The 11,373-nt window shown below is 72.2% G+C and carries 12 protein-coding genes (1 of these 12 cut by a window edge); 8 read left to right on the top strand and 4 right to left on the bottom strand.

Features of this window, described 5'->3' with window-relative positions:
* Together VF202_01500 and VF202_01495 are read right to left on the bottom strand one after the other, a co-directional pair.
* Nucleotides 1–449, bottom strand: the 5' end (the start) of a protein-coding gene (locus VF202_01500) for an aminotransferase class III-fold pyridoxal phosphate-dependent enzyme (GenBank protein HEX7038770.1). 1,006 nt of this gene lie to the left of the window's left edge; the window shows 449 of its 1,455 coding nt (coding positions 1–449); the start codon lies at nucleotides 447–449; its stop codon lies off the left edge, out of view.
* Nucleotides 446–1,072 carry a hypothetical protein gene (locus VF202_01495; GenBank protein HEX7038769.1) on the bottom strand — a complete coding sequence of 209 codons (627 nt, stop codon included), beginning with the start codon at nucleotides 1,070–1,072 and terminating at the stop codon, nucleotides 446–448. Before VF202_01495 ends, VF202_01500 begins: the two co-directional genes overlap by 4 nt.
* Nucleotides 1,073–1,362: 290 nt before the next feature.
* Between VF202_01495 and VF202_01490 the strand changes: the two genes are divergently transcribed.
* The 3 genes from VF202_01490 (at nucleotide 1,363) to VF202_01480 (ending at nucleotide 5,264) form a co-directional block, all read left to right on the top strand.
* Complete coding sequence (locus VF202_01490) at nucleotides 1,363–3,102, top strand: ABC transporter substrate-binding protein (GenBank protein ID HEX7038768.1); 1,740 nt, start codon at nucleotides 1,363–1,365, stop codon at nucleotides 3,100–3,102.
* 96 nt (nucleotides 3,103–3,198) lie between these two features.
* Entirely contained in the window at nucleotides 3,199–4,227 is a 1,029-nt protein-coding gene (locus VF202_01485) for an ABC transporter permease (GenBank protein ID HEX7038767.1), read from the top strand.
* Nucleotides 4,227–5,264: an ABC transporter permease gene (locus tag VF202_01480; protein ID HEX7038766.1), complete on the top strand. Its 1,038-nt coding sequence runs from the start codon at nucleotides 4,227–4,229 to the stop codon at nucleotides 5,262–5,264. The genes VF202_01485 and VF202_01480 overlap by 1 nt, the downstream gene beginning before the upstream one ends.
* A gap of 32 nt (nucleotides 5,265–5,296) precedes the next feature.
* On the opposite strand, the gene VF202_01475 is transcribed toward VF202_01480, so the two are convergent.
* Both VF202_01475 and VF202_01470 read right to left on the bottom strand, forming a co-directional pair.
* The gene (locus VF202_01475) at nucleotides 5,297–5,785 is read right to left on the bottom strand and encodes a c-type cytochrome (protein HEX7038765.1); all 489 of its coding nucleotides are present in this window, start codon (nucleotides 5,783–5,785) and stop codon (nucleotides 5,297–5,299) included.
* A gap of 70 nt (nucleotides 5,786–5,855) precedes the next feature.
* The gene (locus VF202_01470) at nucleotides 5,856–6,338 is read right to left on the bottom strand and encodes a hypothetical protein (GenBank protein ID HEX7038764.1); all 483 of its coding nucleotides are present in this window, start codon (nucleotides 6,336–6,338) and stop codon (nucleotides 5,856–5,858) included.
* Nucleotides 6,339–6,394: 56 nt separating this feature from the next.
* On the opposite strand from VF202_01470, the gene VF202_01465 reads away from it, so the two are divergent.
* The 5 genes from VF202_01465 to glpX all read left to right on the top strand — a co-directional run bounded on the left by VF202_01465 (nucleotide 6,395) and on the right by glpX (nucleotide 11,369).
* Entirely contained in the window at nucleotides 6,395–7,687 is a 1,293-nt protein-coding gene (locus tag VF202_01465) for a methyltransferase domain-containing protein (protein HEX7038763.1), read from the top strand.
* 20 nt (nucleotides 7,688–7,707) lie between these two features.
* Nucleotides 7,708–8,508 carry an imidazole glycerol phosphate synthase subunit HisF gene (gene hisF / locus VF202_01460; GenBank protein ID HEX7038762.1) on the top strand — a complete coding sequence of 267 codons (801 nt, stop codon included), beginning with the start codon at nucleotides 7,708–7,710 and terminating at the stop codon, nucleotides 8,506–8,508.
* The gene (hisIE, locus tag VF202_01455) at nucleotides 8,498–9,211 is read left to right on the top strand and encodes a bifunctional phosphoribosyl-AMP cyclohydrolase/phosphoribosyl-ATP diphosphatase HisIE (protein HEX7038761.1); all 714 of its coding nucleotides are present in this window, start codon (nucleotides 8,498–8,500) and stop codon (nucleotides 9,209–9,211) included. Before hisF ends, hisIE begins: the two co-directional genes overlap by 11 nt.
* 11 nt (nucleotides 9,212–9,222) lie before the next feature.
* Nucleotides 9,223–10,260, top strand: a complete 1,038-nt coding sequence (locus VF202_01450) for a hypothetical protein (GenBank protein ID HEX7038760.1) — start codon at nucleotides 9,223–9,225, stop codon at nucleotides 10,258–10,260.
* Nucleotides 10,261–10,337: 77 nt separating this feature from the next.
* Nucleotides 10,338–11,369 carry a class II fructose-bisphosphatase gene (gene glpX / locus VF202_01445; GenBank protein ID HEX7038759.1) on the top strand — a complete coding sequence of 344 codons (1,032 nt, stop codon included), beginning with the start codon at nucleotides 10,338–10,340 and terminating at the stop codon, nucleotides 11,367–11,369.
* The last annotated feature ends 4 nt before the right edge of the window (nucleotides 11,370–11,373 follow it).

Genomic DNA, 11,373 nt, shown 5'->3' with positions numbered 1-11,373 from the left:
GCCTCCGCGCCCGAGTTCCCGAGGAAGACCCTGCTGTCACGGTGGCTCGGCGCCACCGACGCCAGCAGGGCCACGAGGTTCGCGCTGAGTGCCGCCCGCCACTCGCTGGTGCTCTGCTGCGGCAGCCCCAGCTGGCGGGTGCGGCCCAGGACCTCCTCGACGAACGCCACGAGGGGCGGGTACCTCTCGCCGAACGGCACGGCGGCGTAGCCGCCGGCGTGGATCAGGTGGCGTCCGTCGGGAGCGCGCAGCTCCCAGGGCGACTCGGCGGCGAACGGGCCGACGACCCCGAGCGCGTCGAGGAGGGAGTAGAGGTCGGCGTTGCCGTAGCGCGTCTCGAGCACCAGGGCGTCGGCGCCGGCGGCGCCGCGCTCCAGCAGCTCGGCGGCGCGCACCGGCAGCGTCGGCGCCGCGGGCTCGGCCGGCTGCTCGACGGTCCGCGGGCTCATCGCAGCGGCACCGCCGTGCTGTTGCCGGCGCCGTCCTCGGCCACGACCTCGGCGCCCTCGACGTCCTCCACGAGGACCGAGAAGGCGAACTCGGTGCCGGGCGTGATCGCGAGGGGCACGCCGCCGATGCGCACCGACGAGACGCCGATGTTGTCGCGGGCCACCCCCTCCACCCTGAGCCTGTTCCCGGCCGCCGCCTCGACCGAGGTGAGCTCGACCGTGGGCGGGGTGTCGTCGAGGATGAGCGTGTACGTCTCCGTGGTCGTGCGGCCGGAGACGTCGGTGACCTCGAGGACCATCGTCAGCTCGCCGTCGGCGACGTTAGGCTTGGTGAACGCGAAGTTCACCAGACCCTTGCCGCGCTCGCCGGCGTAGAGCTCGTTCTGCAGCAGGTCGATGCCGTCGACGCGGATGCTGGCCACGCCAGAGTCGTCCATGGCGTAGCCGCTGATGCGCAGGTCCTCGGTGCTGCGCGTCGCCCCCGAGCGGGGGTCGGTGATGGCGACGATGGGCGCCAGCGAATCGGAGCGCCCCAGGCACGAGGCGAGCAGCAGGGCCAGACAGGCCAGCGCCGCCGCTGCGGCGCGGACGGGACGGCGAGGGGAAGCCGGCCGGAACGGCATGTCGCCATGGTACACCGCGTCCCGGGCGCGCCTCCGGCGCCCCGGGACGCGGGAACCGACACCAAGGCTCGATGAACAGAGGACGGCCGCCCTTAACATGCCCGTATGAGAGTGGTGTAATCTCTACTCGCCTGTCTACAGTCGTGAGCTCGGGGCCGAGAGGTCCTCGGGCGCAGGCGTAGAGATCGGGGAGGCGCCCCGTAGACGAAGGGAGTTCCCAGAGCAGCATGGACCTCACCTCCGCCCAGCGCGTGCGACCGTGCCCCGAATCCATTCCAAGGGAGAAGTGAATGAAGAGAAGCATCCTGGCGGTACTCGTAGGCGCCCTGGTCGCCTTCGCGGCGGCGCAGGTGCCGAACGACACGTACGTCTACATGACGTTCGGCGAACCCGTGACCATGGACCCCGCTCGCGCCTACGACACGGGCTCCGGCGGCATCATCGAGAACATCTACGAGACGCTATACACCTACGATGGCCAGTCCATCGACCAGTTCGTCCCGGCGCTCGCTACCGACTACTCGGTGTCGGACGACGGCCTCACCTGGACGTTCCAGCTGCGCCCGAACGTCAAGTTCCACAGCGGCAACACGATGAGCTGCAAGGACGTCGAGTGGTCGTTCCAGTACGGCGCGCTCGTCGCGCACCCTGAGGGCGCGATCGCCTACCTGATGGGCGAGCACTGGCTCGGCACCGGCATCGACGGCAGCGACCCGGCCGCCTTCCAGGCCGAGGTCACGTGGGACATGATCGACCACATCGTCGAGTGCCCGGACGGCCCCGACGGCCTCGTAGCCCAGGTCAACCTCGTCGAGCCCACCCCGGCCCTCCTCGCGATCCTCACCTACACGGGCTTCAGCATCATCGACAGCCAGTGGGCCATCGAGGGCGGCGCGTGGGACGGCACCGAGGCCACGTGGACCGACTGGATCGGCCGCGACCTCACGCAGGAGTTCCTGCACCGCAACCCCAGCGGCACGGGCGCCTACCAGCTCGTGGAGTGGACCGAGGACTCGGTCGTCGCTCGCGCGTTCCCCGACTACTGGGGCGGCGCTCCGACGATCCAGAACGTCGTCTACCAGTACGTCGACGAGCAGTCCACCCGCATCCTCGCCCTGCAGCAGGGTGACGCCGACCGCATCACGCTGAACGAGACCACCGCGCTCGTGCAGCTCGAGGGCGCCCCCGGAGTGACGATCCACCGCGACCCGAGCTGGACGACCACCTCGGTCACCGCCGTCTTCTTCAACTTCGACATCGACACGAGCAACAACGAGGACGTCGGCTCCGGCCAGCTCGACGGCAACGGCATCCCGGCGGACTTCTTCTCCGACGTCAACGTCCGCCGCGCCTTCGCGCACCTGTTCGACCAGCAGGCCTTCCTCGACCAGATCTACGAGGGCGAGGGCGTCGTGCTCACCATGCCCATGCCCCCGTCCTTCCTCGGCTACAACGACGACGTCGCGGTCCGCACCCTCGACCTCGAGGCCGCGGAGGAGTACTTCCGCGCCGCGTTCGACGGCCAGCTCTGGGAGAACGGCTTCGAGTTCACGGCGATCTACAACGCCGGCAACACGATCCGTCAGACGGCGCTCGAGATCATCGCGGACAACCTCGAGTTCATCAACCCGAAGTTCCGCATGAACGTCCGCAGCCTGCCGTGGTCCGACTTCCTCTCGCGCACGGCCGAGCGCAAGGTGCCGATGTTCGCCCTCGGTTGGGCCGCCGACTACGCCGACCCGAGCAACTTCATCAACACCTTCCTCGACAACGACGGCTACTACAGCCCGCGCACGAGCATCAACATCCCCGAGATCCAGGAGCTGATCGACCAGGCCGACCAGATCGCGGACCCGGCGGAGCGCGCGTTCCTCTACCGCGAGATCGGCACGCTCTACTACGACCAGGCGCCGCTCGTCACGGTGCCCACCCAGTCGCCGTTCCTCGTCACGCGCGACAACCTGCAGGGCGTCTACTACAACCCGATGTACTCGGACGAGTTCCTCTGGAAGGACATCTCCAAGAACTGACGTCCTAGGGTCCGGCCGGCCGGGGTCACCCCGGCCGGCCGGCCCGCTGGCGCGCCGCGCTGACGAGGCGGCCGCGGACATCAGAAGAGGCCTATCTTGCTGGTCTTCATCGCCCGACGCCTGCTGCTCCTACCAGTCGTGTTCATCGGCGTGACGTTGGCGCTACAGCTGCTCATGCAGCTCCTCACGCCCTATCAGCGCGCGGCCGCCTACGTCCAGTCGGAGCAGCAGATGAACCGCCTCGACGAGATCGTGGTCCTCTACGGTCTCAACGACCCCTGGTACGTGCAGTACGGACGCTGGCTGGGCCAGGTCGCCAAGGGCAACCTCGGCTACTCGCGCATCAGCCGGCAGCCCGTGCTGCAGACGATCGGCCAGCGCTTCCCCGCCACGCTCGAGCTCGCCATCTTCGCCATCATCCCGGTGATCGGCGTGGGCATCTGGATGGGCACGGCGGCGGCGCTCAACCGCGACAAGCTCATCGACCAGGTCACGCGCGTGATGTCGATCATCGGCTGGTCGCTGCCCACCTTCGTGCTCGGCATCTGGCTGCTGGTGATCTTCTACGGCTGGCTCGGCTGGTTCCAGCCCGGCAGGGTGTCGGTCGAGTACCTGACCGAGCTGGCGGGCAACCCCGACTTCAAGACCTACACCCGCATGCTCACCCTGGACGCGCTGCTCAACGGCAGGTTCGACGTCTTCCTCAACGCCCTCAAGCACATGGTGCTGCCCGTCATCACCCTGGCGGTCGTGCAGAGCGCCCAGATCATGCGCGTCATGCGCTCGTCGCTGCTCGACGCGCTGGGGCAGGACTACGTGCGCACCGCCAAGGCCAAGGGGCTGGCGCCGCAGGTCGTGACGCGCAAGCACGCCCGCCGCAACGCCCTGATCCCCGTGATCACCCTGGCAGGGTTCGTGCTCATCGGCCTCATCAACGGCGTCGTCATCACCGAGACGATCTTCAACTACCCCGGCCTCGGCCAGTGGGCGGCCCAGGCGGCCACGAACCTCGACTACGCCGCCGTGCTCGGCTTCGCCGTGTTCACGGCGATGATGGTGGTGCTGGCCAACCTACTCGTCGACGTCCTCTACGGCATCGTCGACCCGCGGATCAGGTACGTGTGATGGCCGAAGCAGAGCTCACCGCCGCCGCCGGGGTGCTCCGCCAGGACCCCGACAGCGGCCGCGGCTTCTGGCGGTCGAAGGCCGTCCTGCGCTTCCGGCGCAACCCGCTCGCCATCGTCGGGCTCCTCGTCGTGCTCGGGTTCGTGATACTGGCGGTGTTCGCCCCGGTGTTCACGGAGCTGGGCCGCAGCTGCCTGCGCGACCTCGGCCTCAGCGCCGCCACCCAGCACGAGTACAAGGACCCCACGAAGCCGGCGTTCTGGCGCGCGATCTTCGCGCCGCCCGAGACCTGCTACCAGATCCCGCGGCAGGGCTTCGGCATCCAGCCGCGCACCGCCGCCGACAGCGAGACGCTGCTCGGCACGACCAGCGGCGGCTACGACATCTTCTACGGCCTCGTCTGGGGCACGCGCACGGCCTTCCGCATCGGCATCATCGTGGTCGGCATCAGCCTGATCGTGGGGCTGATACTGGGGAGCATCTCCGGCTACATCGGCGGCGTCTTCGACAACGTCGTCATGCGCTTCACCGACATCGTGATCTCGCTGCCCAACCTGGTGATCGCGCTGGTCATCGTCATCGTCCTCGGGCAGTCGATCGACAACCTCATGCTGGCGATCGCCGTCGTGGCCTGGCCGAGCTATGCCAGGCTGATGCGCGGCGAGGTGCTGCGGGTCAAGGAGCAGGACTACGTCTCCAGCGCGGTCGCGCTCGGTCGCCGTCCCCTCGGCGTGATCTTCCGGCACGTGCTGCCCAACGCCATCGGCCCCCTGATCATCGTCGCCAGCCTCGACATCGGCTCCGTCGTGCTCACGGCCGCGGCCCTGTCGTTCCTCGGCCTGGGCGCCGACGTGGGCTACGCCGACTGGGGCCAGATGATCTCGTTCGCCCGCGACTGGATCCTGGGGGTCCCCGGCGACCCGCTGGCGTACTGGTACGTGTCGTTCTGGCCCGGCCTGATCATCGTGCTGTTCGTGCTCGGCTGGAACCTCCTCGGCGACGCGTTCCGCGACGTCCTCGACCCGCGCAGCAGCTGACGCCGGACGCGTCGGGCGCCCGAGGCCAGGCGTCAGCCCCCCGAGGCCAGCTCCGCCACGCGCGGGAGCTCGTCGGCGCGGCCGTTCATCTCGAGCAGGAACGCCGTGAGCGCCCAGTAGTCCTCGTCGCTGAGCCGACCGGGGTCGTAGCGGGGCATCGCCGCGGCCAGGTAGGCCTGCAGCGCCTCGGGCGCGGCCACGGACGCCAGGGGGGCCGGCCGCTCGTCCGTCGGGTGGAGCGCCGGAGGCTCGCCGAGGGAGAACATGTCGTTGTCGCGGAAGGGCCTGTCGAGGGGCTGCACGGCGGGGTTCGCCGGCCGGTGGCAGCGCGTGCAGCGACGCTCGTCGGGCGGGAAGCTCAGCCGCGCCTCCTCGATGCCGCCGCCTGCCGCGCCGTGGCAGACGGCGCAGTTCCAGGCGTAGGCCTCGCGGCCGGCCGCCACCAGCGCCGCGACGGCGTCGGCCGCCGCGCCGTCCGGTCCCGCGCCGCCCGCCCGCGGCTGGGCGGCGGCGAACAGCACGAGCGGCAGCGCGGCCGCCGCGACGAGCGGGGCCCTGAGCAGGAGCCTGGTTACGGTGCTGCCGCGGGCGTCAGGCGCGGTCGTCCTCGCTCGCGGGCTCGTCGGATGCCTCCGTCGCGGACGCGTCGGGCTCGACCTCTGCGGAGGTCGCCGCCGTCGTCGTGGACCCGCTCCCGGTCGCCTCGGGGGACGGGGAGGCCGTCGCGGACGCGGTCTCGCTGTCGCCGCCCTGCGCGGGGGCCGCGGCGGGGCCCTGCGGGCCGCCCGCGGGCGGGGGAGGAGCGGCGCCCGGCGCGCCGGCACCGACCGTCGCCGCCGCCGGCTTGGGCTGCCGGTCCTGAGCCGCCTTGACGAGGAAGTACACCAGGCCGCCCGCGATGGCGACCGGCACGATGAACCTCAGCAGGGTCCAGAGGAGGCCGGCCACCCACCTCAGGGCGATGCCTCCCAGCGAGAGCACCCAGCCGACCAGCCACAGCAGGCCCGTGCCCACCAGCAGGGCGACGAGGCCGAACACCACGAGCTCCACGTACTCCTGCAGGGAGCGCTTCATGGCGGCAGTATAGAACAGGCTTAGTGAGCGCCGGAGACGACGGCTAGACTGCTCGGATGCGCGGCTCGCGGACCCTGAGGGTCGAGCGGATGGTCCACGGCGGGCTGACCCTCTCGCGCCTGGACAGCGGTGAGGTCGCCCTCGTCGAGGGGGCGCTGCCCGGCGAGCTCGTGCGCGTCGACCTGGTCAGGCGCAAGGGCGTCCCCTGGGGCCGCGTCGTCGAGGTGATCGAGCCGAGCCCGCACCGGGTGGAGGCCCCCGAGCACCCCGGCCTCGACCTCGGTCACGCCGCCTACCCGCACCAGCTCGAGCTCAAGCGCGAGGTCGTCGAGGACGCGCTGCGCCGGGCCCTGACGCCCGCCGGGGCCGAGGGCGTGCCGCCCGTGCCCGACGTCGTGCCCTCGCCGTCCACGTGGCGCTACCGCAGCGTGGTCCAGCCCGCCGTGACGTGGAGCGGGGCGAGCGCGGCGCTGGGCTACCGGCGCCCCGGCTCGTCCGAGGTCGTCCCGCTGGCGAGCGACCCCGTCGCGACGCCGGGCGTCGACGCCGCCTACCGCACGGTGAGGGAGGTGCTGACACGCTCCGCCGCGGAGGGGAGGCGTCCCCGCGTGCGCGAGGTCGTGATCCGCGCCAACGACGAGGGCGAGGCGCTCGTCGCGCTCGTGGGGCAGGGCGACGCGCGGGGCGCCCTGGAGCTGGGGCACAGGCTCGTCGAGGCCGGGCTGGCGGGCGCCGCCTGGGCCCCGGCGGACCCGCGCGGCCGGTTCCGCCGCGGGGCGGAGCGCCTGGCGGGACGGCGCACCGTGCTGCAGCGCTGCGGCGCGATCGCCCTCAGCGTGTCCGCCACGTCGTTCTCGCAGCCCAACGCCGCCGGCGCCGCGCGGCTCTACGCCGACCTGGCGGAGTGGGCGGGCGACGGAGGGGAGGCGCTGGAGCTGTTCGCGGGCGGCGGAGCGATCGCCTTCCACCTCGCCCCGCGCTTCGCGCGCGTCACCGCGCTGGAGGTGGACGCCGGCGCCGTGGCGCGGGGCCGCGCCGACGCCGAGCGCCTCGGCGCCGCGAACGTGAGCTTCGTCAAGGGCGACGCCCGCCGCCTCGCCCCGCCGGAGGGCGTGGACCTCGTCGTCGTCGACCCGCCGCGAGCGGGCCTCTCCGCCGAGCTGCGGCAGGCGCTGCTCGCCGGCAGCTTCCCCCGGCTCGTCTACGTCTCCTGTGACGTCGCCACGTGGGCCCGCGACGTCGCCGACCTGCACGCGGGCGGCCTGCGGCTGACGCGCGTCCGGCCCTACGACCTCTACCCGCACACGCACCACGTCGAGATGCTGTCCGTGCTGGAGCGCGCCGCCTAGCCAGGCGCTAAGCTTTCACGGTGCTGGCCAAGAGGATCATCCCCTGCCTCGATGTGCACGCCGGACGCGTGACCCGCGGCAAGCAGTTCGGCAGGGCCGAGCGCGGCGAGCTCACCGACGTGGGCGACCCCGTCGCGCTGGCGGAGGCCTACGACCGCCAGGGCGCCGACGAGCTAGTCTTCTACGACATCACGGCCACGGCCGAGGGGCGCGGCGCGATGCTCGACGTCCTCACCCAGGTCGCCGAGCGCTGCTTCATGCCGCTCACCGCCGGCGGCGGCGTGCGGACCCTCGACGACGTGAGGGCCCTGACCCTGGCCGGCGCCGACAAGGTCTCCATCAACTCGGGCGCGCTCGCCGACCCGGGGCTGCTGCGCGCCGCGGCGGACAGGTACGGCTCGCAGGCCGTGGTGCTCAGCGTCGACTTCAGACGCTCCGGGAGCGGCTGGGAGGTCTACGCCGCCGGGGGGCGCCGCGGCACCAGCATCGACCTGATCGACTGGGTCGTGCGGGGCCAGCTAGCCGGCGCCGGCGAGGTCGTGCTCAACAGCATCGACGCCGACGGGATGGGCACCGGCTACGACCTCGAGGCCGTCAGGGCCGTGTCGGCCGAGGTCGACGTGCCCGTCGTGGCCTCCGGCGGCGCGGGACGGCCGGAGGACCTGCGGGACGTGCTGCTCCTGGCCGGCGCCGACGCCGCGCTGGCCGCGGGCATCTTCCACCGCGGCGAGACGACGGTCGCGGAGGTCAAGCGCGTCTGCCTCGAGGCCGGCCTGGCGGTGCGCCCGCCCGAGGAGGTGGCCGATCCCCATGCCCGCTGATCCCCTCGCGTCCGTGCGCTTCGACGGGCGCGGCCTCGTGCCCGTCATCGCCCAGGACGGCGCCACCGGCGAGGTCCTCATGCTCGCCTGGGCCGACAGGGAGGCGCTGGAGGCCACGCTGGAGAGCGGCTGGGCGCACTACCACAGCCGCTCGCGCGGGACGCTGTGGCGCAAGGGCGCGACGAGCGGCCACGTCCAGCGGGTCCTCGCCGTCGTCGCCGACTGCGACGGCGACGCCGTCCTCTACCGCGTGGAGCAGACGGGCCCCGCCTGCCACACGGGGGAGCGCAGCTGCTTCCACGACCCGCTGGCCGAGCCGGCGGCGGGGGAGGGGCCGGGGGCGACAGTGCCGGCCGTGAGCGGTCCGGCGGCCGAGGGCGCCCCCCGAGGGGCGATAGAGGAGGCGCTGCGCACGCTCGAGGACGTCGTCGCCGAGCGCCTGCGCACCTCGCCGCCGGGCTCCTACGTCGCCAGGCTCCACGAGCGCGGACCGGGCTACGTCGCGCAGAAGGTCGTCGAGGAGGCGGGGGAGACGGTCGTCGCCGCGCTGCAAGGCGACCGCGATGGCCTCCGAGGCGAGGCCGCCGACCTCCTCTTCCACCTGGGAGTGCTGCTGGCCGAGTCGGGCGTGACGTGGGACGAGGTCGGCGAGACGCTCCTGTCGCGCCACCGGCCGACGAGCGAGGGGGCGCGTCCCTCGTAAGCTCGCCTGGCATGGCCGCCGCGCCGCGCTACGTCGCCCTCCTGCTGCTCCTGCTGCTCGCCGCGTGCGCGCCCCGCGCCGCCTCGCCCGAGGAGCTCGCCCGCGCCGCCGCGCGGCGCTCGAGCCCCACGCCCGCGACCCCCGGCTTCGTGCCGACCGAGGAGGGCGGCGCCGGGCTGCGCCGGCGGGACGAGGGCACGCCCGACGTCGTGATCATCGCCTTCTCCGGCCACTGCGGCTTCGTCTGCCACACGCGGAACACGTGGTCGTACCTCGACACGGCCAGCGAGCGCACGGGCGGCGTCGCGGTCCTCGACGTGATCGCGGGCGTCTACGAGAAGATGGGACTCGACGTCGAGGTGTTCAGCGCGTCGTCCTTCGTCACCGCCCACTACAGCCTCATCAGCGAGGAGATGGAGCCGGGCTACCTGCAGGCGCAGGCCTACCTTGACGAGGTCAAGCGCGAGCTGATCCACGGCGTCGCGAACCCGACGCGGGTGGTGCTCGTGGGGCACTCGCACGGCACGGTGTGGGCGTCCCTGCTGGCCCTCAACAACCTCGACGTCACCTTCGACGCCTACGTCTCGCTCGACGCGATCTGCTGGCAGTGGTGGGGGCGCCACAAGGGCTTCATCGCCGAGGCCTTCGTCGACAGCCCCTGGCCGCTGCCGTTCCCCCTCGAGGAGGGCGACCCCTGCGGCACGTTCGCGGTGCCCGGGGTCGGCAACGTGGACGTGAACGACGTCGTGAGCGCGAACGTGATCTTCGGGCTCGAGGCGCGCACGAACGTGCGCCTGCTCTCCTTCGACCCGAACTTCCTCGCCGACGACGACCCGAACGTGCGCATCAACGGCACCACCACGAACATCTGGGGCATCAGCGCCAGGGAGGCGCACTCCGACCTCGGCCGCTACTACAACCAGTCGATAGGCTGGGTCGCGGCGATGCTGACCGCCCTCGGCCTGCCCGACCACGACGAGTACCCCATGCGCGCCTTCGTCCTGCCGCCCGCGCCCGAGGAGTTCGACTACCAAGACGGCGGCGACTGACCCGCGCCGGACGAGGGCGACTACCGGCGGGGCGGCGACCGACCCGCACCCCCCGCCCGCTACTGCATCATGGGGCCATGGCCCTGACCGAGACCCCCGCAGGCAAGTTGGACGACTTCGACGCCCGCAGCCTCGCTCTCGAACGGGCGTTGGTACTGGACACCGTGCGCGTCACGGAGCAGGCGGCGATCGCGGCGAGCCGCGTCGCCGGCAAGGGGGACTCCGACCTCGTCGACCAGGCCGGCACCGACGCGATGCGGGCCGTGCTCAACGAGCTGGAGATCGACGGGGAGATCGTGATCGGCGAGGGCGAGCGCGACGAGGCGCCGATGCTCTACATCGGCGAGAGGGTCGGGCGCGGCGGCGACGACGCCTGGCCCGTCGACATCGCCGTGGACCCCGTCGAGGGCACCAGCATCACCGCGCGCATGGTCAACAACGCCGTCGCCGTCATCGCCCTCTCCGAGCGCGGCGGCCTCTTCCAGGCGCCCGACACCTACATGGAGAAGCTGATCGTGGGGCCGCCCGCCAAGGGCAAGGTCGACCTCACCTGGCCGGTCGCCGCGAACCTGCGCGGCATCGCGCTGGCGCTGGACCGCGACGTCGACGACCTCACGGTCGTGATCCTCGACCGCCCGCGGCACGAGGGCCTGATCCGCGAGGTCCGCGAGGCCGGCGCGCGCGTGAAGCTGATCGGAGACGGCGACGTGATCGCCGCGCTCTCGGCCGCCGTGCGCGGCACCAACGTGCACGCGGTCATGGGCATCGGCGGCGCGCCCGAGGGCGTGCTGGCCGCGGCCGCGCTGAAGTGCCTAGGCGGCGAGATCCACGGGCGCTTCAAGCCGCGCAACGACGAGGAGCGGCGCCGCCTCGAGGAGAAGGGCGGCTCCGTCGACCGCGTCTACCGCACCGAGGACCTCGCGCCGGGCCGGGTGGTCGTGTTCAGCGCCACCGGCATCACCGACGGCGACCTGCTGCGGGGCGTCAAGTTCTTCAAGAACGGCGCCCGCACGCACTCGATCACGATGGGCTACCAGTCGCGGGTGATCAGGTTCACCGACTCCGTGCACCTGCTCGGCGACGGCGCCAGGGTGACGATCCAGGTCTGAGGGG

This window comes from Trueperaceae bacterium (assembly GCA_036381035.1).
GTDB lineage: Bacteria > Deinococcota > Deinococci > Deinococcales > Trueperaceae > DASRWD01.
The sequence above is the reverse complement of the archived record's forward strand: the minus strand, read 5'-3'. Positions and strand labels throughout refer to the sequence as shown.

Bases quoted from the DNA above. Each gene is read 5' to 3' on its own strand.
- VF202_01495 (HEX7038769.1), bottom strand. From the start codon at position 1,072: ATGCCGTTCCGGCCGGCTTCCCCTCGCCGTCCCGTCCGCGCCGCAGCG.
- VF202_01490 (HEX7038768.1), top strand. From the start codon at position 1,363: ATGAAGAGAAGCATCCTGGCGGTACTCGTAGGCGCCCTGGTCGCCTTC.
- VF202_01480 (HEX7038766.1), top strand. From the start codon at position 4,227: ATGGCCGAAGCAGAGCTCACCGCCGCCGCCGGGGTGCTCCGCCAGGAC.
- VF202_01470 (HEX7038764.1), bottom strand. From the start codon at position 6,338: ATGAAGCGCTCCCTGCAGGAGTACGTGGAGCTCGTGGTGTTCGGCCTC.
- VF202_01465 (HEX7038763.1), top strand. From the start codon at position 6,395: ATGCGCGGCTCGCGGACCCTGAGGGTCGAGCGGATGGTCCACGGCGGG.
- hisIE (HEX7038761.1), top strand. From the start codon at position 8,498: ATGCCCGCTGATCCCCTCGCGTCCGTGCGCTTCGACGGGCGCGGCCTC.
- VF202_01450 (HEX7038760.1), top strand. From the start codon at position 9,223: ATGGCCGCCGCGCCGCGCTACGTCGCCCTCCTGCTGCTCCTGCTGCTC.
- glpX (HEX7038759.1), top strand. From the start codon at position 10,338: ATGGCCCTGACCGAGACCCCCGCAGGCAAGTTGGACGACTTCGACGCC.